Annotated in this window: 16 protein-coding genes and 1 tRNA gene; 13 read left to right on the top strand and 4 right to left on the bottom strand. The window is 46.0% G+C overall.

What is annotated here, in order from left to right:
* The first annotated feature begins 3 nt into the window (after positions 1-3).
* The 5 genes from NYP55_RS02870 to NYP55_RS02850 all read left to right on the top strand — a co-directional run bounded on the left by NYP55_RS02870 (position 4) and on the right by NYP55_RS02850 (position 4,917).
* A complete protein-coding gene (locus NYP55_RS02870; RefSeq protein WP_415680749.1) occupies positions 4-438 on the top strand; it encodes an alcohol dehydrogenase in 435 nt (144 codons plus the stop codon).
* A gap of 135 nt (positions 439-573) precedes the next feature.
* Complete coding sequence (locus NYP55_RS02865) at positions 574-1,626, top strand: prephenate dehydratase (RefSeq protein WP_472781550.1); 1,053 nt, start codon at positions 574-576, stop codon at positions 1,624-1,626.
* Positions 1,620-2,711 carry a prephenate dehydrogenase gene (locus NYP55_RS02860; RefSeq protein WP_472781549.1) on the top strand — a complete coding sequence of 364 codons (1,092 nt, stop codon included), beginning with the start codon at positions 1,620-1,622 and terminating at the stop codon, positions 2,709-2,711. The genes NYP55_RS02865 and NYP55_RS02860 overlap by 7 nt, the downstream gene beginning before the upstream one ends.
* Before the next feature lie 259 nt (positions 2,712-2,970).
* Complete coding sequence (locus NYP55_RS02855) at positions 2,971-4,014, top strand: site-specific tyrosine recombinase (protein ID WP_472781641.1); 1,044 nt, start codon at positions 2,971-2,973, stop codon at positions 4,012-4,014.
* A gap of 63 nt (positions 4,015-4,077) precedes the next feature.
* Positions 4,078-4,917, top strand: a complete 840-nt coding sequence (locus NYP55_RS02850) for a ParA family protein (protein WP_004121099.1) — start codon at positions 4,078-4,080, stop codon at positions 4,915-4,917.
* Between the two features lie 159 nt (positions 4,918-5,076).
* Here the strand turns inward: NYP55_RS02850 and NYP55_RS02845 are convergent, their stop codons facing one another.
* The gene (locus tag NYP55_RS02845) at positions 5,077-5,355 is read right to left on the bottom strand and encodes a DUF6725 family protein (protein WP_060785692.1); all 279 of its coding nucleotides are present in this window, start codon (positions 5,353-5,355) and stop codon (positions 5,077-5,079) included.
* 420 nt (positions 5,356-5,775) lie between these two features.
* Here NYP55_RS02845 and NYP55_RS02840 point away from each other — a divergent pair, with 420 nt between their 5' ends.
* The 8 genes from NYP55_RS02840 to NYP55_RS02805 all read left to right on the top strand — a co-directional run bounded on the left by NYP55_RS02840 (position 5,776) and on the right by NYP55_RS02805 (position 20,053).
* A complete protein-coding gene (locus tag NYP55_RS02840; protein ID WP_472781548.1) occupies positions 5,776-6,798 on the top strand; it encodes an ORF6N domain-containing protein in 1,023 nt (340 codons plus the stop codon).
* Positions 6,799-7,774: 976 nt separating this feature from the next.
* A complete protein-coding gene (locus NYP55_RS02835; protein ID WP_472781547.1) occupies positions 7,775-12,901 on the top strand; it encodes a Rib/alpha-like domain-containing protein in 5,127 nt (1,708 codons plus the stop codon).
* A gap of 255 nt (positions 12,902-13,156) precedes the next feature.
* Positions 13,157-14,893 carry a SpaH/EbpB family LPXTG-anchored major pilin gene (locus NYP55_RS02830; protein WP_472781546.1) on the top strand — a complete coding sequence of 579 codons (1,737 nt, stop codon included), beginning with the start codon at positions 13,157-13,159 and terminating at the stop codon, positions 14,891-14,893.
* Between the two features lie 296 nt (positions 14,894-15,189).
* Positions 15,190-16,338, top strand: a complete 1,149-nt coding sequence (locus NYP55_RS02825) for a class C sortase (RefSeq protein ID WP_472781545.1) — start codon at positions 15,190-15,192, stop codon at positions 16,336-16,338.
* 308 nt (positions 16,339-16,646) lie between these two features.
* Positions 16,647-17,981: a hypothetical protein gene (locus NYP55_RS02820; RefSeq protein ID WP_472781640.1), complete on the top strand. Its 1,335-nt coding sequence runs from the start codon at positions 16,647-16,649 to the stop codon at positions 17,979-17,981.
* 201 nt (positions 17,982-18,182) lie between these two features.
* The gene (locus NYP55_RS02815) at positions 18,183-18,998 is read left to right on the top strand and encodes a GTP pyrophosphokinase (protein WP_472781544.1); all 816 of its coding nucleotides are present in this window, start codon (positions 18,183-18,185) and stop codon (positions 18,996-18,998) included.
* Between the two features lie 123 nt (positions 18,999-19,121).
* Positions 19,122-19,883, top strand: coding sequence for a Bax inhibitor-1/YccA family protein (locus tag NYP55_RS02810; RefSeq protein ID WP_116285633.1), 762 nt, complete (start codon positions 19,122-19,124; stop codon positions 19,881-19,883).
* 85 nt (positions 19,884-19,968) lie between these two features.
* Positions 19,969-20,053 (top strand) — tRNA-Ser (locus NYP55_RS02805).
* A gap of 85 nt (positions 20,054-20,138) precedes the next feature.
* On the opposite strand, the gene NYP55_RS02800 is transcribed toward NYP55_RS02805, so the two are convergent.
* From NYP55_RS02800 to NYP55_RS02790, 3 genes are all read right to left on the bottom strand, one after another.
* Positions 20,139-20,651 carry a Panacea domain-containing protein gene (locus NYP55_RS02800; protein ID WP_016837430.1) on the bottom strand — a complete coding sequence of 171 codons (513 nt, stop codon included), beginning with the start codon at positions 20,649-20,651 and terminating at the stop codon, positions 20,139-20,141.
* A 136-nt stretch (positions 20,652-20,787) separates the two neighbouring features.
* On the bottom strand, positions 20,788-22,164 hold the full coding sequence (locus tag NYP55_RS02795) for a hydroxymethylglutaryl-CoA synthase family protein (RefSeq protein ID WP_472781543.1): 1,377 nt from the start codon (positions 22,162-22,164) through the stop codon (positions 20,788-20,790).
* A 148-nt stretch (positions 22,165-22,312) separates the two neighbouring features.
* Positions 22,313-23,638 carry a hydroxymethylglutaryl-CoA reductase, degradative gene (locus tag NYP55_RS02790; RefSeq protein WP_472781542.1) on the bottom strand — a complete coding sequence of 442 codons (1,326 nt, stop codon included), beginning with the start codon at positions 23,636-23,638 and terminating at the stop codon, positions 22,313-22,315.
* Positions 23,639-23,755 lie beyond the last annotated feature (117 nt).

The following is a 23,755-nucleotide window of genomic DNA, read 5'->3' as shown; positions in this document are numbered from 1 at the left end:
AAAATGATGTTTAACATAAAGTCGCATTCCGTGCTATTTGCTAGCAAGTGTGCGGCTTTATGCGTTTTGGCCGCATTTTGCGCGGTTTTGGGCACGTTTGCGCACCGAATGGGCGCTATGTACGGCTTTCCGTACGGTATTGTAATCGCGCTTTTGCTTGTTACTTTGAGCGCATGTTTTGCTCGCATGCTTTGTGGCATGTTTGGCTTTATTTTGCATGCAATCGTGTGTTGTTCGGTTGTGTGGATGATTGCGCTTGGATGGTTTAGAGTTTTTGGCGCATTTCGCGGCGTGCTAGTTGCCATTGGCTTTAGCGTGGATAATCTTCCGTGGATTGCACAAAATGCTGGATATTTTTGGCTTTATGGCGTGATTATTGCTCACGCAGTTTTGCTTTGTATGCCTAATAAATTTTTTGTTATTTCTGGCGCTAAATAAGTGGCACTAAATCAGTGGTAGTGGCGCTAAATAGTGGTGCCAAATCAGTGTAAGGTAGTCTTACTTATAGTCTTAGAGTAGTCTTATTTACAGTAGTCTTAGTCTTATAGTCTTAAAGTAGTTTGAGGAATAGTCATGAATAGCAATATAGTCATGAATAGCAATAAGAACAGCAGTAGTGACCGCAAATTATGTTATTTAGGGCCAGAAGGTTCTTTTACTCATCAAGCTGCTTTAAAAGTTAAAGAACAATGTAAATCGTTAGGTGCTTTGCGCCTTATTCCAACTGCGTGTGAGAATATTCGTAATATCGCTAGCAAAATTGAAGATTGCTACGATTTGGGTATTATTGCGTGGGAAAACAATATTGAAGGCGTAGTAATACCTAATTTAGATTTATTAATTGATGCAAAAAATATGGTTGGCATTGCGCGCGTGGGCGTTGATATAAGTTTTGATGCTGTTGTTTGCCAGTCGGATTCAATCGATAACTGTTCGACTATTGTTGCTCATCCTCACGCGTTGGCGCAATGCCGTAAGTTTGCTCAAAAGCATGGATTGAAAGAAAAAACCGCGTCTTCAAACGCTGCTGCTTGTAGGGATTTAGTTCCTGGCGAAGTTGCCTTGTGCCCTAAAATTTGTGCTGATTTATACAATAGGCAAATTGTGAGTGAAGGCGTTGAAGATTTTTCTGGCGCGCGCACTGAGTTTTTAGTGTTAGCTCCTAGAGATGAGGCTTTCAATTTTGTTAGTATGCATCGCGAATGCTATTCATCTTTTTCTTCGATTATTGCTTTTATTCCGCGTTGTACAGGTGCTGGAGTGCTAGCAAATTTGCTTGACGTTGTGCGCGATCATGGTCTTAATATGACTTCTTTTATGTCTAGGCCGATTAAAGGTCAAGATGGTTTATATAGTTTTATTGCCACTGTTGATGCTGCTCCTTGGGATTCTACGTGCAAAGCTATGATTCAAGAGGTTGTTAAACATGGTGATTGGGTGCGAGTTTTAGCAGTGTATCCTTCTAATAATCGCAATAATCCGATTATGAATGATTGGATGCTGCCTAATGGCGGAGTGTGCATTGATGCTGTAGGTGAGGCTTCGGTTGAGGCTTCGGGCGATGCTTTAGTTGATGCTTTGCGCACTTTGAACGTAATGCATGCAGAAAGAGAATTATTATGGTAGAAAATGCTGAATTTTCTCAAAAATTTTCTGTTGGTATTGTTGGACTTGGACTTATTGGCGGATCAATCGCAAAGCGTTTGGTGGATGCGGGCTCTTGCAAAGTGTACGCGTATAATCGCCATCAAACAATGTACAGCGAGGCGCGCGCGCTTGGAATCACTTGCGTTGAAAGCGTTGCGGAGCTTGCGCGTATGAAGCCAAATGTTTTGATTTTGTGTAATTCGCTTGCTGCTATGCCAGAAGTTCTTGGCGAGATTTCGCGCGGAATCAACAAGCAGCGCACAACTTTGACTGATGTTGGCAGCGTTAAAGGGCTTGTGCGCGAGCAGGTTAAGGCCGCGGGGCTTGGCGATTGTTATATTGGCGCGCATCCTATGGCTGGAAGCGAGTTTACGGGTTGGCAGGCGTCGAGCGCGCAGCTGCTGGATGGCGCGCTTTGGGCAGTTAGCGTTGATGAAAGCAGCGATTTCTGGCGATTTTTGGCGGTTTTGCGAGTTATTGTTGAGTTGTGTGGCAATCGCGCGCTCGTGTTGAACGATTCCATACACGATGCTTCGGCGGCTCTGATTTCGCACATGCCGCACGTTGTTTCTACAGCGCTGGCGAATGTTTTGTGTGAAAGCGAAAATCGCAATGTTGCGTTGCAAATGTCGGCTGGTTCTTGGCGAGATATGACGCGAGTTGCGCTTACGGACCCGAATCGCACGCGTGCGATGGTTGCGGAAAATCGGCGAAATGTGGCGGATTTGCTTGGTAGCGTGATTGAGGAGTTGAGTTTTGCGAAGAAGATGCTTGAGGAGAGTGATGGCGATTCTGCGGTTGCTTGCGATGAGCGCGCGTTCTTTGCTAAGGCTGATTCTTGGCGCGAGTACAAGTATAAGGAGCGCGCGGTTGCTTGCGATGAGTCGGCTGGCGATTTGCGCGAGCTTCGATTTGCGCTTGATTGCCCAGGCGATTGGCAAAGTCAGCTGATTCAAAGCGCGCAAAGCGGCGAGCAGATTGTTGGCGTTGCGCTGAGTGATTTGGCGGCTGCAAGCGACACGCGTGTAGCGCGCATAACACTCCGCCGCGTCTCAACTCTCTAAGCGCTCGCTCCGACCTGTCTTTCCGCTTTTTGTACCAATTTTGACCTAAATCGCGTACAAACTCCGGAAAACCCCTCCGCTTTTTGTACCAATTTTGACCAAAAAATGGTACAAAACGCGGAAAATTGATCAAGCATTGTGCAATTCGAAGTCGTCGATTCGAGCGGCATATAATTAGCATATGACAGAATCGCAGCAACCGCCACAATCTTCTCAATCACGCAAATCGCAGCAACCGCAGAATCGCAAGCAACCGCACATGAATCAATCTCCTCAACCGCATCAATCGCCATTTTCCCCAAAAATCCAGCAGTTTCTAAACCACATAAGCGTGGAGCGCGGGCTTTCTCCAAAAACCGTTGAAGCATACGAGTCGGATCTTACAAAATACACGAACTGGCTTCGCGAAGCACGAAAAATCAACGATGTTAACAAAATCACGCAACTAGATATTGAAGAATACGTGCGCGCAATGTCATCACAAGAAATGTCATCACAAGCAATGGCAGCGCAAAGGTTAGGACTTCGCACGATTGCGCGGCGAATCGCAAGCATACACGAGTGGAACAAATTCATGCTTTCCAACGCGCAAATCGCAAGCGACCCTTCTGCAGAAGTCAAAGCGCCAAAGCAGTCGGAGCATCTTCCAGACGTGCTCAGCATTAGCGAAGTGGAGCGCGTAATTGATGCTGCTGGCGGATTTGGTAGCACGGATGCCGTCTCGCTTCGAGACCGCGCGCTTGTGGAATTTTTGTACGCGACTGGCGCGCGCGTGAGCGAGGCGGTTGGCCTAAAATTCGAGGACATTGATTTGGCGGAATCAGTTGTGCGGCTTAGTGGCAAGGGGCAAAAGCAGAGGCTTGTGCCGATTGGAAAGTGCGCGGTTAGTGCGTTGCGCGATTATTTAGATAAAGCTAGGCCGATTCTTGCAAGTCGCGCGCAAAAGTCGCCAGCAACCGCAGAGTTACAACTCAAATCGTCCTTAAACTCATCGTCAAAATCCGCGTCAAAATCCGCAAATTCTCACATGATTTTCCTAAACAAACGCGGCAAATCGCTTTCTCGTCAATCCGCGTGGGAGGCGATTTCGCATGCTGGCAAGATGGCAAAAATCGGCAAAGAATTGCATCCGCACACGCTTCGTCACTCCTTTGCAACGCATTTGATTTCGGGCGGCGCCGACGTTCGTACAGTTCAGGAGCTGCTTGGCCATGCATCCGTTACAACAACGCAGATCTACACGCATATAAGTCCAGACGCGCTTATGGAGGCGTATGTTATGAGCCATCCGCGCGCAAGATAGGTGTGATATTCGCCGCCGCATCGCGCAAATCCACTGAACATACCTTTTGATAGACTGGAGCGTATGCCTACTGATTTACTTGGACGCGAATATGAGACTTTCCGCGCGCCCGATGCGCTTACAACGCACGGTCCTGCGCGCATTATTGCTATGTGTAACCAGAAGGGTGGCGTTGGTAAAACTACCAGCTCCATCAATATCGCTGGTGCGCTGAGTCAATACGGTAGGCGCGTTTTAATTGTTGACTTCGATCCGCAAGGCGCTGCAACGGTGGGGCTTGGGATTAATGCGAACGCGCTTGATAACACTGTTTACACGGCGCTTTTTGATTCTTCTGTAGACGTGCACGATGTGATTCGCCACACTGCCACAGAAAACATTGATGTTATGCCTGCAAACATTGATCTTTCGGCAGCCGAGGTTCAGCTTGTTACCGAGGTTGGTCGCGAGCAGATTTTGGCTGGAGTGTTGCGCAAGGTTCGTAACGAATACGACGTTATTATTATTGACTGCCAGCCTTCGCTTGGCTTGCTTACCGTCAACGCGCTTACGGCGGCGGATGGTGTGATTATTCCTGTTGCTGCGGAGTTCTTTGCACTTAGAGGCGTGGCGCTGCTTATGCAGTCGATTGAAAAAGTGCAGCACAGAATTAACCCAGATTTGCAAGTGTTTGGCGTGCTCGTTACCATGTTTACGCGCACTTTGCACAGCGAAGAGGTTTTGCAAAGGATTTACGAGGCTTTCCAGGGGCGCGTTTTGCATTCTGTGATTTCGCGTTCGATTAAGTTACCAGATTCCACTGTCGCGGCGGTTCCGATTACGATTTTTGCTCCTGAGCATAAGACTGCTAAGGAGTATCGCGAGGTTGCGCGCGAGCTTATTTCTAACGGCGTGGTTGCGTAATTTTTTGCTCAAAATGCTAATTAGAGCTACAAAGTGCGTCGAATCGTTCGCGCGCTTAGACCGCGCGAACGACACGACCTGCCTTGCGCTACTTATGTAGTGTGTTTGTATTAAAATGCACCGAGATTCAGTACAATCGCACTACATGCCTTGCGCATATTAGCTGCGATGTTTGCGCTCGGGTATTGGCTTTAGTCTTACGATTGCGCGCGCGTTGATGAACATTTCTTGCTCGGGTCGGCTTCCGTTTGCTGCTGCGTCGCGCATAAGGTGCAATGTTGCTCCGTCCCAGCTGATTACGTGACCAATCGCGTCGTGGTATTCGATTTTTTGCGTGTTGGCGTCGTCTGTTTTAGCACTGTCATTGTTTGCTTGCGCGCTGCCAGCGTTTTGCAATCTTTCGCCGCAGCCTAATTGTGCAATTTTGTACGTTCGCACCACAATCCGCGCTCCAACTGGTATAAACTCTGGCAGAATCTGCCGCCTAATTAAGCTGCTCGTAGTATTGCCTCCGCGTTGTTTGTGTCTTTGCGTTATTTGCTGTGTGTTTTGCTTTGACTTTGTTAATTGTATCGTAGTGCTATCAAACTCGTAACGTTTTGCAATGCTCTGCAGCGCGCGAGCGATATTTCCGTTTTTTGTTGTTGATTTTGTGGTTTTGAGCAACATTTTCGGTAAATCCTCTTGTTTTGTAGAATTATATTTATGCGCTGATGCATGCTAGTTTTGCTAGTTGCTAGATGTTATATGGCTTGCGATTGATTTTGTAATTTTGCTTGTGATTTATGGGGATTGTGTCAGAAGTGTAGTTTTTGTTGCACGGCGCTAGGTTTTACGTACATTTTTAGGAGGTGTCTTATGGTAGAGCAGAATAAAAATTTAATTATCGCGGACACTAGAAGCGTGCCATCTAAAGCGCTTATAGACGCTAAAACGATAAAAGAAAAAATTTATAACATTCGCAATCAAAAAGTCATGCTTGATGTGGATTTAGCTGAGATATATGGATACAGTACAAGAGCGTTCAATCAACAAGTAAAAAATAACATAGAAAAATTTGATAACGACTTTATGTTTCAATTAAATAAATCTGAGTTGGAATATTTGCAATCAAATTTTTTGACCGCAAATATTAGTTCTAAAAGCAGGTCATTTCCATATGCTTTTACGGAGCAAGGTATTTATATGCTCATGACGGTGTTAAGAGGCGAACTTGCCACAATGCAGTCGAAAGCGCTTATTAGAACTTTTAAGCAAATGAAGGATTATATTGTTGAAAATAAGGATTTTATTGGCGCGAATGAGTTAGCGCAGCTTGCGATTCAAACAAATCAGAATACTAAAGATATAGCGGAAATAAAATCTAAAATGGCAACGAAGGAAGATTTTAATAAGGTAATGGATAATTTTATTAATCCAGATACATATAAACATTTTCTTCTTATGGACGGCAATAAAATAGAAGCGGATCTTGCGTATTGCAAAATATATAAGTCAGCTAAGAAAAGCATTTATGTTGTAGATAATTATATTGGTCTTAAAACGTTGGAATTATTGCGGTTTGCTGGTGAAGGTGTTGAAATTGTAGTTTTTAGTGATAATGCTAGGAATAAGAATATGCTTACGGAAAGCATGTTGAGCGATTTTGTAAGCGATTATCCTAGTGTTGATTTGAAGTTTAAGACTGCTGGTAGGAAGTATCACGATAGGTATGTAGTTATAGATTATGGGACGGATGATGAGGCTGTTTATATTTGTGGCGCTTCGTCGAAAGATGCTGGCGGTAAAATCTCGACTATTACGCGGATAGAGTCTTTGAATTTGCGCTTGTATCATGCGATGTTTGATGAGTTGTTAAAGAATCCTGAGTTAGAGTTTTAGGGTTTTATAATGTTCTAGTGTTTTGCTCCAAATGTGCGCTACGACCTGTCTTCGCGCTTTGATGTAGTGTGTTTGCGCTCCGACCTACCTTTGCGCTTAAAGCGTAGCGCGCGAACGGCACGACCTACCTGAGTGCTTTGCTCAAAATTCGTTATATTTGTCTCAGCGGTGAGGCATTTGTAACACTTTTTGCCAAAATTCGTTATATTTGCATCATTGATGAGACAAATATAACGCAAGCAGAGCGCTGTCTAGAGCTACAAAGTGCGGAAGGTTGTTCCGCATTTTGTACGTGATTTGGGTTGAATTTGGTACAAAGTGCGGGAAATCGCTAGCGCTGATTAGCCGCGATGCTTGCGCGCTTGTGGTTCGCGCGCACCCAAACCACAAGATGTTGTGGTTTTTGCGACACGCGGGTCACAAAAAACACTTCACTTACTACATAAAAGTATTCGGTTATTATCTAGTATTCAATAGATTTTTTTGCAAAAGCCAATCATTATAAAAACTTTTACGCACTCCGCAATTTGTAGAGGTTTTAACTTGCAATTCGTTCTGGGGGGGGGGGTATAAATACTAGAGGCTTTAGTTAAAGCTGCGCTTTGCTATCTTGTTTTTGCGCTCGGGTTAATATTCGGGCTAATCGCAGAGTTAATTGCGTAGTTAACCCCCGAGTTAATCGCGCATTTAGCGCTGCGTTGAGTGCTTGCAGAACGTTTATGCTGCGTTGGGCAGTGGGAGTCACCTGGCTTTGCTTGTACAGGTGCTGGTTGGAACGTTCGGCACATTGCACTTAACGCTTTTGAGTATTGGATTTGTCTGGTATTCTGCCCGTTTTGGGAGTTGCGCGCAAATGCATAAAACAAGTGAGCGAAGAGTAACTTAAGAATAACGAGGAACAAGCCGCATGGAATAGTCATGCAGCTTTGTTGGGGGTTGCCACGATATTCGCGGTGCCAGGAAAGGTGAGTAGACTATGTTGCCAGCAGGGTTACGTGGATTCGCATCACGCGTGGGGCGTCTTGCGTTGCGCGCTTTTGCTTGGAATAAGGATGGCTCAGAGTCTTGCGCTGCCACTTCTGCCGCCGTCGCGCGCACATCTCGCACTCTACTGCGCGCGCTTCTAGCAATGCTCATCGCCGCCTCCACGCTACTCGCAATGCTCATCTTGCCGCCGGTAAAACAGGCAAATGCTGGTCAAGTTTATTGGGATAAATTTGGCAATGCAGTTGTTGCGGCTGATCATTCTAATCTTGGTTCTGCTTTTGTTAACATGAAAACTGGCGATTGTACGAAGTATGAGCTTGATAAGGGAACTTGCAAAGATGAATATTATCCGATTGTTGAGCCTGGAAAAGGTACTAATGGGCGTACGAAAATTACGTTTCGAGGCGTGTTTAATCCTTTGCTTGATAAAAACAGATTTAATACTCGACCTGTATTTTATTTGATTACTCCACGTGGTCTTGTTGACGATACTATAAGAATAACGCGTGAAGTAAAATGGATTAGTATTGCTAGAGAAAATAATAATGGGAAAATTGTTCTTGTACATAAGCCTCAAGACAATTGGGATAATAAAAGTAACGGCAGCGAAACAGTAGGACAGTTTTATAATCCTGGTAAGCAACGCTATACTTATCTTCCTAGCGATGGCGATAATCTTCCTAGCGATGGCGATAAATATAATCATTTTTGGGATCTTTCGCTCGGCGATAAAGGCTGTGGTACTAATAGAGATCCAATGTGTGAATTGTATGCGTGGAAAAATAGAGGAGAAATCGGGCGAATCTTTCAGTCTTGGGAGAGAGGAAACGAGGCAGTATATCGTTGGACAGTAACTGCTGATGTTGATCCTAGGTATGATCCTTATCAGTTATTCTTCGCAATGGGATATACGGATGATAAAAATGAAAATGTAGAAAATGCAAGTTCTGTTCGACATTATACAGTTTCAGGCCCATACGATACTGATGGTGATGGTATTCCAGATTTTGAGGAATACAATATGGGAGATAGGCCTAATCATGGCGTAGACCAAACCACTAAAGGTGGCATGAAATACGATGAGGTTAATAATGTAGAGCCATTCACCAGTTCTGAATCTAAAAACTATTTTGAAACTGGTACTTGGGATGGCGATACAGTAAACGGTCACTTCGTCAAAGATGGTGGAAAAACCTACAAACTACCAACTAAGGCTGGACTTGTATATAGCTTTGAAGGCGAGCCAACAGACGAAAAAGGTAATAAAGTAAAAGTTACTTACGATAATGATTATGGTACTGCACATACCCTTTCGCCAGGTCATGCTTGGCTAGATCCACTGACTGGTCATGTATCTTTTAACCCTGGTCCAGAACATAAGCGTCATACAATAACTTTCCATGTGCAAGTAAAGTATCCTGACCCTTCGCTGTATAACTGTAAACATAAACGAGAAGATCGTCTTATCGAGCATTTGCAAGCAAAATTCAAAGTCGAACCAATGTCTCGCTTCTACTATCCTGAGTGGGATAAGACGACTGTTACTGCTGGGTCGTCAAAACAATCTACTGAACCTCACAGTAAAAAAGATGATAGATTAGGCACAAAGTATGCAGCTAAGTTGCCTGCTAAATCGTTTACACTTAAGAAATATGGTAAGTATGGACAGGAGCCTCTTAAGTGGTCTTCACTTACAAACGGTGGAGATAAAACAGGTAAGGTTACTTTTAGTCCAGAAAAGCCAATGGATTCAGGTGATTATAAAACGCCTGTTGTAGTTACATATCTTGATGGTTCTACTTCGGAAGATTCTGACTCTGGTAATAAGGGTAATCCTGTATATGCTCCCGTTAAGGTAGAAGACCTTACAGTTACTAGTAAACCTCAGGATTTGACTCTTAAGCTTCTTAACGGCAAGAGCATAGATAATAACGCATTTGGCGGCGATATTAACTACCACAATGCGAGTAACCAAAAGCCGCGCGAGCTTACAAAAGGACAGGCGATTGGTAAAGGCGCCAAGGATGACGGCATTGTGCTGGATTCGTGGTCCACTAACGCAAAGGGTCCTATTACCTTCCGCGCTGTGTGCCATAGGAAGGATGACCTTAATGCTCCGTACACGCTGCTAACGCCTAATGGTGGCAAGGGCGGCACGCCAAGCGGCGACGTTGATGGTTTGCAATTCCAGGGCTTCCGCCAGTGGATTCGAGACAATGACCCTAAGTGTGCGAATGGTAACTGCACAGATGGCAATCAATACCTTTCTAAGGGAGAGTGGAACAGCAGCACTATGGAGCGTTCTCGCGCGCTGATTGGCGGCACGCCTAAAAAAGCGGGCGAGTACGAGTGCAAGGTGTTTGCGTTCCACGAGGCTCACACTGGAGCAGGGAAGCAATATAATGATGCGCTTAAAACGTTTGATGGCTTAGTTAAGCAAGGCGCAAACTATGGCTTTGCTTTTGATATTGGCAACACTTTTGCATCCACTAGGGGCACAGAGTGGACTGTAGACTCCTTCCACTTTAAGATCAAGCTCAAAGACAACCAAAAGTACAACCCTACTTACGTGAAGACTGGCACTATTGAGGCTGGTAAGTTTAAGCTTGACGATTTTGAGCACAATGGCAATTCTTCGAAGCAGCCAAAGAACATTAAGGGCGGCAATGGCGTTCCAAAGGAAGACCAAGATGGCATTGTTGAGAAAGAAGACCTGCCAAAAGGCACGTGGTTTACGATTAAGAGGCTGATTAAGAGCGCAGACGCAAACAATAGTAAGGCAAAGACGTACCCTTGGGCTAACTTTGAAGGCGGCGAAGACAATAAGGCAGATGGCAAGAACGAGGCAAAAGATAAAGACCCTAAGTCAACTCGCGAGTACGGCGCCGTAACATTCCGCCCAGATAAGTGGCAGGATAAGGACGAGTATTGGGCCGAGGTTGTTGTGCACTACCCAGACGGCACATCTACGGATCAGCCAGAATCTATTAACTACAAGCACCCTGTGTATGCAAAGGTGAAGGTTACGCGCGACGACGCTAATAATAAGCTTAGGCTAGATTTGTATAAGCGTTACAGCAATATTGGTATGGGCAACGGCTACGACCTTAAAGTAGGTGAGTCGTTACCTAACGATGCAACTTTCGACTCGTGGATGACTAAGTCTGTTGGCAACTTGCATCAGCATGTAATCTGCTCTAAGAAGGGAACAGACGGTAAGTATAGCGATTATACTTACAACACTCTGCCTGGTCATGTTAATAACACAAAGTCGGGTGCGAAAGAAATCGAAAAAGACGGCTTAAGGTTTAAGAGCGAGAAAGTCTGGAAGCACGCTAGCTTTAAGCAGCAGGAGCAGTGCCGTATTAAAGGCGGTAGTAGTTGCGATAAAGACAACTACCTATACGACAGGGACGGCGCTTCCGAGCAGACGCGCGGTAGTTTTGGCGGCAAGGCTCAAAAGACTGGCGACTACGAGTGCAAGGTATACGTTATAAGGGGAGACGATAAGTCTGCGGCGTTTGAGAAGGCGGTTAAGGGCAATATCGAGAAGAATAAGAAAGACAAGAGCAAGAAGAATGTTGATCCAGTTGACGGTGTGCTGAACGCTAAGGGTAATCCTTACGGCACAGACGGCCAGGGCTACAAAACTAGCACATTTGCGATTCGTATTCATAACGACAATCAGCTGTATAACCCTACCTACACCAATATTCCAACGATTGAGGCAGGTAGCACTTATAACGCTAGGAAGGCAGCTATAAGTTCTGGTGCACCGCAAAGCAAGAAGAAGGTCACCGAGGGTAGCACCGAGGTTAATGCCAACGGCGTTTCTGATTTCGACTTGCAAAACGTTAAGGAAGGCACTTTGCCTGCTGGCACTTGGTACGAGATTAAGCGCTTTGTTAAAGCTAGCGATATTAATAAAGCGAATGCAGGCCGCTTGCCTTGGGCTAACTTTGAAGACGGCGAAGACAACAAAGCTGATGGTAAGTCGGAAGCAAAAGATAAGAACGCAACCAAGAAAGGCTCCGTCACTTTCCGCCCAGATAAGTGGCAGGATGATGGCTACTACTATGCCGAGATTAGGGTTCATTATCCAGACGGCACTACTTCGGACGGCGAAGGCTCGATTAACAAGGATCACCCTATCTACGCAAAGGTGAAAGTTACTAGACCAGCAATTAACAACCCAGATTTGCATGTTGACGTTTATAAGCAGTTTGACCACAAAGCGTATAATTCCGTTACTGATAATGGCACTGTTGACTCCACAGATAACATTGCAAATGTTGACAGAGTGGCTGGCGTTACTGTTATGCGCGGAATCGGCCTGCTGAACGACCTTGGTGTTGACTCGTGGTCTACCGCCAAGCGCGACGGCATTACGCTAAGAACGTTATGCAGGGATGCGAATAGCAAGAGCCAAACTCAGTTTTGGAGCGAAAATCTTGATAAGCTGTTCTTTAAGCTTAACGGCGGCGATAATCAGAAGGTGTGGGGACACGCGAACTTCCAGCAGCAGGAGAAATGCCGTAAAGGTAAGAATAATGGTGATGGTTGCGATACTGATGTATTAAATAACCCTTTACTTTTCGATAGCACTGGCAAAACTATGGAGCGTTCGCGCGGATTTATTTCAAACGCTCAAGCGCCTACAGATACTGGAAAATACTATTGCGCAGTGTTTGCGTTGAAGCTAAAAGCTTTGGACGAGTACAAGGCGGCTGTTGGTACGGACCACACGATTGATGTTACCAGTGGCAAAGATATTGTTAGCGTTATGAACTTTAAGGGCACGAGTGGCATTGACTACGCCGCAAAGTTCTTCCCAGTGCATGTTGTGGAGCCATTTAACTTGCCGAAGACAGGTGGGGAAGATTGCGTGAATTGGAACATGCTGATGAGCGTGGTGTGCGTGCTTGGCACGGGTGCGATGGCTGTTGGGTTCTTCCTTGACCAGACCAAGTGGGGGCGCGCGATACTTGAGGCATTGTTGCGTAAGACGTTGTTGCGCGAGACACTGATGCGCAATGTGCAAATTAAAGCTTTTATCCGCAAAACTGCCAAAAAGCTTCGCGCTTTAAGGCGACGTAGCGAAAGGTGGCGATGCTGATGAAAATTTTCTGCAGCTTAAAAACTGCAGTGTCAACGTTCCATATGTCGGCAATGGCGTTACGTAGTTGCGTTACATAGTAACGACAATTATGCCGAAGCATGGTTCGGATTTAATCTTGCTGCGCGCGGCGCAAATCGTAGCCGCCGACAGAGTTCATGCGGCTTTGCGATGACTCCGCCGACCGTGCGCAACACAAAACATAACACATATCTCTCAAAGTGTTCGCAAGAACAAAACAAACAAGGAGAAATTATGAATAAGATAACAAAGCAGTGCGTGGCCGCGGTGGCCTCGCTCGCGATGGCTGGCACGCTGTGCGTTGCTGGCGCCGTGGTTGCTGGCAGCTCCGCTTGGGCTGCTGATCAGTGCAATTCTGGTGCGCCTTGGTCTGATGCATGCAAGGCTCAGACTGGTTCCATTACAATTACGAAGTACAAGTATGCACTGAATAAACAGGGCAACCAGGAAAAGAAAGAAAAAGTTGCTGGTGCAACGTTCAAAGTAACTAAGGTTGAAAAGCTTAGCACCTCAGACACTGCGAACTTGGATCTTACAAAGTATGACGACTGGATGAAGGTTGCCGCTAAGGTTGAAGCTCTGAACGCAAATCCAAACAGTAATGAGTTGAAACTTGCCAACCAAGGCACAGAAAAGAAAACAGGCGATGGTACAAACAACACGAAAGAAGGCGAAGCAAAGTTCGAGAATCTTACTATCGGCCTTTACAAGGTTGAAGAAACCAAGGCTGCGCCTGGATATGCTGTTCTTTCTAAGCCATTCTTCATGACCATTCCGCAAGTCACTCGCGCGAACGGAAGCAAGGATAACACCTACACGTACGCTGTAAGCGTGGAGCCAAAGAACAAGTCAACTAAGGATGCAATTTCTAAGACTGCAGACAAATCTGGAATGGTTGGCGCTGGTGATGAATTGCCATATACCATTACCACGGATGTTACTACAACAAGTGAAACCGCGCCTGGTGAATACACCAAGGATGATTTCCAAGGCTTTGCCGTGTGGGATGACGCGTTGATTAGCGCGTATTCTGATGTGACTAGTAATCTCAGTGCTGCTGATGCTAAGAATCTGGTTAAGGAAGTCAAGATTGGCACAACTACTATTCCTGCAAAAGATTACAATGTTAATGTTGCTGATAGCGATGTTGACAAGGGCACAAACAATACTGTAACTCGTAAGCGCATTACTGTTTCATTCACCGATGATGGCCTTACTGCTATTGCTACCGCTCTTAAGAACGCTACAGACAAGTCGAATCTTCCAAAGTTGACTGTTAAGTTTGTGTTCAAGCTTGCGCCAAATGCTCCAACTGGAGAATTCTCCAATAAGTATGGCTACCAGCCAGGTCACGGCAAGAATGGTAAGACTCCAGATCCAGTCAATCCTCCAGATCCAGGCCCAGGCGCAAAGGTAACGCTTGTTAAGTTCCAGATTAAGAAGGTTGATGGAACCAATGTTACTAAGGTTCTTAAGGGTGCTAAGTTCGCTGTTTTTGCTAAGAAGGCTGATGCAGATACTTGCGTTGCAGATAAGGCTCGTGCTGATACTAACTGCAAGGACAAGGCTACTAAGGGCTATACAACTGGTACTACTGTTGCTGATGGTCTTGCAGGTGCAACAAACGGCACTGCTGAAAACACTGGTTTGACTGGTGCTTTTGAGGTTAAGGCTGGAGAGAAGTTCTACATTGTGGAAACTGATGCTCCAGAAGGCTTTGCTTTGTCTCCAAAGGTTGAGGAAGTTACTGCACAGACCTCTGGTGAAGGTTATGATTCTCAAAGTAAAATCTTCACCTACACCTTCAAGGATCTTCCAAACGGCGGCGAAGGTAACAAGCGCTGGTTTAACCTTCCAGAGACTGGTGCTGCAGGCGTGATTATCTTTGCGCTTATTGGCCTCGGTCTAGTTGGCTCTGGTATGTTCGTATTCCTTAAGAATCGCAAGAAGGAAGAAGAGCAGGCTGCGTGATTGTGTGTGATTAGCCAACGCTGGATTAGGTGGCGTTTGGTTTAATCATGCAAAAGATTTAGGCACTTTGTACCAGAAGACACGCTGCAGCGCTTAAAACAAAATGCGTTGAGCATTTTGTTTCTACGCTGGCGTGTTCTGGTACAAAGTGCTCTAATCTTTCCCGAGTTTGTACGTGATTTGGGTTAAATGTGGTACAAAGTGCGTCAGTTTTTCCGCTTTTTGTACGTGTTTTGGGTCAAATGTGGTACAAAGTGCGGAGTTATTTAATTCAATAGCTTGAGCTTGGAGGAGTTATGAAGCTAGCCGATATTAGCAATTGGTGCCACTCGTTGAGCGAGCGCGCGGTTGCTAAATTGTTTAAGAATAAGGCGAAGCGTACCTCCAATGTGGCTGGCACGAGCAATGTGGCTGGTGCGAGTGGTTTGCTAGCGGAAAAGTCGCAAGCTTCCGAAGAGCAAACTCCACGCTCAATCTCAAGTCAAAATATAAACAAAAATATAAACAAAAATACACTTAAAACTAAAAAAATAACTAAAAAGAAAAGCGCGCTGATGCGCATTATAGAGCCGATTGCGCTGGTTCTTGCAGGAATTCTGTGCTTTAGCTACCCTGTGTGCTCAACGCTGTGGAATAATCACGTTTCTAAGGAGATTTCCACTGCGTACGATAAGTACAACCACGACCAGGCTGGCGACGTGCGGCGCGCGCATATTCGCGACGCAAAGCGCTACAACGCCACGCGCAAAGACATGCTCACACGAGACCCGTACGGCGGCGACGGTCAGGAAAGCATAGTCAACACGCCCGCGTACAAGCGCTACCTTAAAGCGCTTGAGGAGCCGATGGGCATTATTGGCATTGTAAAAATTCCAAAGATTGGCGTAAAGCTGCCGATTTACCACGGCACGATGCAAGAGACTCTGGCGCGAGGCGCGGGGCACTTGTACGGCACGGATTTGCCAGTGGGTGGCAAGGGGCGGCACACCGTGATCACCGCGCACACGGGCTTGCCGAACGCAACCATGTTCGACTCGCTAACCGACCTTAAAAAAGGCGACTACTTTTATCTAGACGTGCAAGGTGAGACTTTGCGATACAAGGTGTTTCGCATAAACGTGGTGGATCCGCACGATATAAGCCTGCTTCAGCGCGAGAAGGGGCGCGATTTGGCGACTTTGCTTACTTGTACGCCGTATGGAATTAACTCGCATAGGCTGCTGGTTACGGGGTATCGCGTGCTGCCAGACCCTGTTGCGGCGCCAGAAGACCATGTGCAGTGGCCGCTTTGGATGACGCTGTTTGTTATAGCGATGATATTCTCGGCGGCGATTCTTTCCATGATGATTACGGCGGCGGCTGGTAAGAGGCGGCGCAAGTGGGATATTCGCGGCAAGCACATACTATGGGTTGGGCGTGGCGTGGTTAAACTGCGCACAAAGTGATGAGCGGCGCGTGGGCCGCGCGCGAGCGATACTTCCGCTTTTTGTACGTGTTTTGGGTCAAATTTGGTACAAAGTGCGTCAACTATTTCGCTTTTTGTACGTGATTTGGGTCAAATGTGGTACAAAGTGCGTCGCTTTTCCTGATTTTTCAACGTTTTATAGCCTTTAACCACATTGATAAAAAATTCTTTACATACAAAAACAACGTTATTTATTATCAACATATGTCAAAGAAAATAAATATTAACGGCATACCCGATAAATTATTTAAAAAACTTATTGAGTCAGAGAATTCTAAGTCATGTCTTATGGCTTCTCAAAGCAATTCTCGAACAGACTTGCGACGCTGCTTAGAATCAGGAAAATTAGTCGAGCCATATTACGGCTTCTACGCTATTCGTGATCACTGGGATCAATTGCTGTACAAAGATAAAGTTAAGCGTATTGCAGTCACTCTTACAAACAAGATAAAGATAAAAAAGTGGAATTTTACTGGCGAAACTGCCGCCGTGCTCCTGGGGTTGGAGGTGGTTCACTTGCCTTACATACATCATTCGCTTACCGAAATATACGTGTCGTCTAGTTATGCGGAAAAATTTGCTTCGAACAAGAAAAAATCTGATTTAGAGCGGAAAAAATCGGTGCGAAGTGCATTTAGACACAAATATAGCCGACTAAAACTTCCAAACATAATAGAAGATGAATCTGGTATAAGGCTAGATGATTTTACTAAAAATAGACATAAAAATGTGAGCAACGGCACAATTATTGGCAAGGGCACAAGCGCTAATAGCGGCACAGTAAAAAATACGAATTTTTTGGCAGCATCGTCATTTGGGCATATTGCGACTGATGAAGAACTTGCTATTAGTCATGTTGCCAGCATTTACAACGTTCTCTATGTGTGTGCTTGGAAGGGGTCGTTCGCCGAGTCGCTGGCAACTTTCGATTCTGCTGCTCGAAAAGGTGAAGATCTTAACAAAATTTTGTGTGTTTGTCGTAAATTTTACGGCTCCATGGATTGTTGTAGCGATACGCCGCAGTTCTTGAACAGTGTTCAGAATCCAAAAAACGCGGATTTTTATGGTGTAAATTATTCGCCTATTAACAATCCAAATTTTCTTGGCACCGATGAATTTGATGTTTTGTCGCGAATGGAGACTTTGGTAAACTATGCGAACCCTAAGAGCGAGAACGGCGGAGAGTCACTTGCGCGGGCGATAATGCTTGAGCTTGGTTTTGTGGAACCAGAGTTGCAGCACGAGTTTCCAAACCCGAATTATCCACAGAGCCCATATCGCGCAGATTTTATGTGGAAAGTTAACGGAAAAATTATTGTTGGCGAGCTGGATGGCACTGATAAATATTTGATTGAAGATAGAACTTTGTTTGATAACCGCTCGGCTGCTTACGACTTGCGTACTGAGGATTTTGATGGAAGTGTTGAAAATATCAACAACTTCAGCACAAATAACTTATATAGATATAATCGTGATGCAGTTAGGAAGGAACGCAATAGAGAGCGGTGGCTTATGGATTGCGGAGTTGTTAGGGTTGTGCGATTTGATTATTGCGATATCTTGAATCCGCTTGAGTTTAAGAAGAAGCTGCTTTCTGCGGGAATTCCTGTTGCCGTTGCGTGATTTACAACATTCTCGATTAATCTTTTCCGCTTTTTGTACGTGTTTTGGGTCAAATTTGGTACAAAGTGCGGAAAGTCGTTCGCGCGCTACTCTTTAAGCGCGAAGGAAGGTCGTCGCGCAATCGCACTACATGTTGTCGCTTGTGCATATTCTCAGGCGATTATCAGACTTATAGCAAAATTGCGAGTAAAATAAAAAGATGTGATACTTGATCGTCATAATCGTTTAAATTTGGCCGAACTTTACGCCAGCTTGCAAGGGGCTGGCGATGGTGGGTCGCCAGACGCCGCTACATCAGCCGCGGAAAAGTCGCAAGCAACCGCCGACGAAAAGTCCGCGCAAAAATCACCTATAAAAAGCGAAACGCCGCATCTTCCGCCCGAGCAAATGGACGAATTTGTAAACATGATGCAAGTGTACGAAGGCGCGATGTACGAAATCAGCACGAAGCTGGAGATTTTGGACGGCGAGTTTCAGGTGCGATTTTCGCACAACCCAGTGCATCACATGGAGCGGCGACTAAAATCCGTGCACTCGATTTTTGAGAAGCTGCGCCGCAGAAACTTAAGCATATCAACGCGTTCGATTCGCGACAACCTGTTCGATGTGGCTGGAATCCGCGTGATTTGCAACTATCGCGACGACGTGTACGCGGTTGCGCAATACCTTTCCAAGCAAACGGATATTCAAGTGCTGCAAGTTAAGGACTACATTAAAAACCCAAAGCCGAATGGGTACCGCAGTTTGCATGTGATTTACGCTGTGCCAGTGTTTTTGTCGTCGGGCGCGCATTACACGCCTGTTGAGGTGCAATTCCGCACAATTGCAATGGATTATTGGGCTAGTTTGGAGCACGCGCTGCGTTATAAGGCGGATTTGCCAGACGCAAAGTTGGCTGAGCATTCTAAGACGCTGCTTGAGTGCGCGCAGAATTTGCAGGCAATTGAGGCGAAGATGCAGGGGATTCATCGCGATATTAATGGTGCGCCGCGAGTGGAGGATGCGCCTGAGTCGTAGCAATCTAATACGCATTGATTTGCACGACACGCATAGTCGTACAAATGTACTATAATTAGATACTTAAGGATTTATAGGGCTTTATAATGTTTTATAGTGTTTTATAAGGATTTAGGAGGATTTATGGGAGATTTTGGAAATTTTAACGGCAATTATGCTGGCGATTTTGCGCAAAACCCAACAATTGTAGACTCGCAGGCTACTTATGTGCGCGAGCAGGCGGAGCGAGTGAGTGTGCGTCGCGTTTACGCAGAGATGACCGTTGGCTTAATAGTTACAACGCTTGTTGCAATGTTTACGCAAAGCACGGGTGCTCTTTACTCTTATTTGTATGCTACTGGTAGGTTCGGTTTCTTTGGCATTATTATTGCGCAAGTGGTGCTTGCTGTTGTGCTTGGAATGCGCGTTATGAAAATGAGTGTTTTTGCTGCGCGCGCAATGTTCTATGCGTATGCGGCACTTACAGGCTTTACACTTAGCACGATTTTTACTGTGTTTAGCCTAGGCTCTATTGCAATGGTTTTGGCTTTAACTGCTGGATTCTTCCTGTGTCTTACAATGCTTGCACTCACTACAAAAGTGAATATGCTTAAGGCTGGCCCGATTCTTATGGTGGCTTTGTTGGTGTTGTGCGTGAGCCAGGTAATTCTTATGTTTGTTGCTCCAAGCGCTGGAACTATGCGATTTATTGCTGCGATTGCAGTGTTGATTTTTGCAGGTCTTACGGCTTACGATGCACAAAAAACTCGTGCGATTTTTGAAGCGTATGCTAATCAGCCAGAAATGATTAAGCGCGTTTCGATTATTTGCGCGTTTAATCTTTATTTGGACTTCATCAACATGTTTGTGTACTTGCTGGAGTTGCTTGGAAATAGGCGCGACTAGGTGCGAGCCTGCGCGTTCTTCCTAGGGATTATGGTAGGCTATTCGCTTGTGTGATTGATGCGCATATTGCGTAGCGAGCACACAAGGATGGGTGTCCGAGCGGTCTAAGGAGACGGTCTTGAAAACCGTTGTAGGGAAACCTACCGCGAGTTCGAATCTCGCCTCATCCGCGAGTAAGTGGCTTGAATAAAAGTTCAAGCCACTTTTGTGTTAAGCTATTAAATCTTTTGGTCTATCATAGAGCATCATACTGGCTCATGCATCACCAAGAATACGTAAAGTATTAGGATACTGTTTTTTTACAGCATCCACAGCACTAATAAACGTATTTTTCCTAGCAGGATATGAACCAACATCTGACGACTGAAGAATATCATGTATAAGAATCGGTTTATTGTGCAAAGCATCATACACATTGTGCCACGCACCACCAGCGCGATGAGTATAATTTATTAAATCAAATGCATTCATCCAAGCATATTTTTCAACAACAGTATCTACAATGCGATCAGCATACTGGTTAGTTTCGTGATTAGGCGCATTAAAAATACAATTCCTGCCAAACTGCTTAAATTCGTTATAAACGCTAGGCTCTATGGGGCCATATTCCCAAGCTTGAATCTCATCCGTAAATAACGGGCGCTCAGGATTATTACGCAACGATTCCACCTGCGCAAAATATACTAGCTTATTCAAAGTGAGATTTGTCAATGCTAGCGTTTTCCCATATCGATCAATAAAAATTGATGCTATATCTAAAGCTTTCATATTCAATCTCCTTTCAATAAACTTATTATGCGCACAAGAGTAAAATATATTTTACAGAATACCTCGTTAATATTACAAGAAAACGCAATATACGGGGTACTTATCGCACTGTTTAGAGCTACAAAATGCGGATAGACTAGATAGAACGATAGTTGCGCTCTTGAGATTTGATGGAGTCAAGCACGAATCGCGCGCCACTTCGATTCTTCTGGCTGCTTACAAAATCTTGCGGAGAATAAGGCGCTGCGCTGTTGAACATCTCCTCGTATTGCGAAACGGTTAATTGCGTGCGATTGTTTAATGTTTTTATGTGCTGATTGGAAAACAGCGCGCTTCGCCATCCTGGAACAAGTGTTGCGCTAAAGAATTCTGCTACAGCGCCTGAACCGTAAGAGAATAAGCCGATTTTTTGACCTGGGAGTAGGGGAGACAGGCGCGTCGGCGATTCGTTTGTGTGCGTTGCGGAGGACGAATCGCAAGCAACCGCAGACGAATCGCCAGCAGACTCTGATGAATCGCAAGAATTCCTAAAATAATCGTAATCAAGTAAAGAAATTAAGCCTAAATAGAGTGAGCCAGTGTAAATATTACCGATTCGACGACTGTATTGTGTGCTGTCTTGGTATCGCGCAAGAAGACGTTCGCGAGTATCGCTTGTAAGGGACGCGTTGTCATTTTCAGGCAACACGCCGTCATTTGTGTGTAAAACGCCATCACATGCGTGCGGCGCGCCAGAATTTTCCTCCAACCCAGCTCGAAGCGCCTTAAGCCCCATTTTTGTGTACGGAAGATGGAAGCAAATCGCCTCAAAATCGTTGAAATTGCAGGCGTTTTCCGCACTGTATCGCTGCCACACGTCGCAAAACATGCGAATGTATTGCTCGGTTGAAAACTTTCCGCGCGCCAAAGCCGTGCTTTGATATACGGGCCGCCAAAAATCCTGGATTTCCGCCGATTTTACAACGCTGTCGTTGTTGATTTGCAACACGCGCGGATTCTCGCTTACAAGCATCGCCACAGCACCAGCGCCTTGCGTCACCTCGCCAGGAGTGCCAACGCCGTAGCGCGCAATGTCTGCAGCAATCACCAAAACTTGCGCACCAGAGTGCGCCAAAACGTAATCACGAGCCATCATAAGCGCCGCAGTTCCGCCATAACACGCCTCTTTTACTTCCACGCATCGCACCCAAGCGCTAAGGTTCAGCAGTTTGTGAATGTAGAGCGCGCTGGATTTGCTGGCGTCGACGCCGCTTTCTGTGCCAACGATCACCATTTTGAGGCGGTTACTGTCGATGTACGGCATCAGTGGCAGCGCAGCTTGAGCGCCAAGCGTTACGATATCTTGATGATTTGGCGGCACTGCTTGCTGGCTTTGGCCGATTCCAATTGTGAATTTGTTTGGGTCGATTCCGCGCGCAATCGCAAGGTCGCGCATGCTTAGGTAGCAATTTGGGGTTGCGAAAGTTATGCGGTCGATGCCGGCTTTTGGCGTGTTTTGTGAAGTATTGCTCATGGTTCCCTATTTTTTAAGTGTGATTTTTTAAGTGTAATTTTAGTGGTGTAAATTTTTTAAGGACGATTTTAGTGGTGTAAATTTTACGGCGCGGATGCTTGCGACTTTTCCGCGGAAAAATGGCAATTAACCGCGCGTTTTTGCGGTTTTACGTGTTCCTGCGCTTGCGCAAATCCTCAAGAATTATTCTTGCAGAATTCGTGTTCAAATCTGAAGAATTTTCGTTTAGAAGCGCGTGCACAACCTTTTGGATTTCGTCCCCATGCGCTCCAGAAGCGATGGCGATGTTTGCAGCCTGAAGGCGCATGTGTCCAGCCTGTATTCCAGGGCCTGCGAGTGCGCGAAGAGCCGCCAGGTTTTGCACGAGTCCTACGGCTGCTAGAACGTTGCGAAAATCGTTGGCATTCTTGACTTTAGCAAGGTGCAGCGCGATTTTTGACATTGGGAGCGAGGCAATTGCGCCGCCCACTGTGCCGATTTGCAATGGGATTTCGATGCGGCCGTAAAGGATTTGGTCGTTATTTTGCAAGGTCCACGTTGAAAGAGGCATGTAGCGGCCAGATTTTGCAGCCCATTCGTGCGCGGCGGCTTGCAATGCGCGCGTGTCGTTGCCCGATGCGAGTGCTGCAGCCACTATTCCGTTTAGGATTCCTTTATTGTGTGTTGCAGCGCGCTCCGCGTCTACGGCGGCCAGGGAGCTTAAGGCGGCGATGCGGCGCGCAAGGCGCATGCCGTCGGCATCTCCAGCCGCGGCAGTTTTTGAGCTAGGCACAAGCGCTTCTACGGGTATGCGCACTTCGGCGACTGTTGCCGCGCGGCTGGAGTTGGCAAGAATTGCCACCAGCGCCTTGCGCCCAACCCAGCTTTCCAGCTGGGTTTTAACAGCTTCGCCAATGGTGTTTGCAATGTTTGCGCCCATTGCATCGCACGCGTTTATGTCTAGTGTTAGCTTGGCGAAGCCTGTTAACGCCGCCGCCTGCGCGCGTTCTAATCCGCCGCCGCGTTGGTATATTGATGGGTGCGCGGAGCGCGCAATCTCACTAATCGCCGCGCGTTTTGACTCGTCTCGCATTATGCTATCTAGTTTTTGGGCTACGCTTCCGTCCGCGTCTTCAAAAACGATTTGCGCGCGCGTAACGTAATGCTCGTTGCGTGCAACAACGCCGTTTTCTAGGCTTTTCGACGCGATTTTTGCGCCGTTGCATGCGGCAGCGATTACGGACGGCTCTTCCGTAGCCATCATCACGTTTCGAGTAACGCCGTTTACTTTTAGGCCGCGCACAACGCCTACTGGCAGGCTGAATCGCCCGATTTGATTTTCGATCATGCTGTTTGCAACGCTTGCAGGAATGTTTGTTTCGCTGCTTTGCGCGAGTTGCTCGAGCAGAAGTTGCGCAAAATCGCCGCTAAGCGCGCACTCTGATTCCAGCGTTTTTATGCGCTGTTCTACGCTTAATTCTCGAAAAGCTGCCATGTTTCTCCATTTTTTGCGCTATTTTCACGATTTTCATTTTTACGTTTTTCACTTTTGCAATGTTTCTTTGACGCCATTGACGCCATTTTTCAAGTCGCCAGTAGCCGCCACATTCGC

The organism is Gardnerella sp. c10Ua_31 (assembly GCF_055700915.1).
This window is presented reverse-complemented; position numbering and strand designations above follow the sequence as displayed.

Bases quoted from the DNA above. Each gene is read 5' to 3' on its own strand.
- NYP55_RS02870 (WP_415680749.1), top strand. From the start codon at position 4: ATGATGTTTAACATAAAGTCGCATTCCGTGCTATTTGCTAGCAAGTGT.
- NYP55_RS02865 (WP_472781550.1), top strand. From the start codon at position 574: ATGAATAGCAATATAGTCATGAATAGCAATAAGAACAGCAGTAGTGAC.
- NYP55_RS02860 (WP_472781549.1), top strand. From the start codon at position 1,620: ATGGTAGAAAATGCTGAATTTTCTCAAAAATTTTCTGTTGGTATTGTT.
- NYP55_RS02855 (WP_472781641.1), top strand. From the start codon at position 2,971: ATGAATCAATCTCCTCAACCGCATCAATCGCCATTTTCCCCAAAAATC.
- NYP55_RS02850 (WP_004121099.1), top strand. From the start codon at position 4,078: ATGCCTACTGATTTACTTGGACGCGAATATGAGACTTTCCGCGCGCCC.
- NYP55_RS02840 (WP_472781548.1), top strand. From the start codon at position 5,776: ATGGTAGAGCAGAATAAAAATTTAATTATCGCGGACACTAGAAGCGTG.
- NYP55_RS02835 (WP_472781547.1), top strand. From the start codon at position 7,775: ATGTTGCCAGCAGGGTTACGTGGATTCGCATCACGCGTGGGGCGTCTT.
- NYP55_RS02830 (WP_472781546.1), top strand. From the start codon at position 13,157: ATGAATAAGATAACAAAGCAGTGCGTGGCCGCGGTGGCCTCGCTCGCG.
- NYP55_RS02825 (WP_472781545.1), top strand. From the start codon at position 15,190: ATGAAGCTAGCCGATATTAGCAATTGGTGCCACTCGTTGAGCGAGCGC.
- NYP55_RS02820 (WP_472781640.1), top strand. From the start codon at position 16,647: ATGGCTTCTCAAAGCAATTCTCGAACAGACTTGCGACGCTGCTTAGAA.
- NYP55_RS02810 (WP_116285633.1), top strand. From the start codon at position 19,122: ATGGGAGATTTTGGAAATTTTAACGGCAATTATGCTGGCGATTTTGCG.
- NYP55_RS02800 (WP_016837430.1), bottom strand. From the start codon at position 20,651: ATGAAAGCTTTAGATATAGCATCAATTTTTATTGATCGATATGGGAAA.
- NYP55_RS02795 (WP_472781543.1), bottom strand. From the start codon at position 22,164: ATGAGCAATACTTCACAAAACACGCCAAAAGCCGGCATCGACCGCATA.
- NYP55_RS02790 (WP_472781542.1), bottom strand. From the start codon at position 23,638: ATGGCAGCTTTTCGAGAATTAAGCGTAGAACAGCGCATAAAAACGCTG.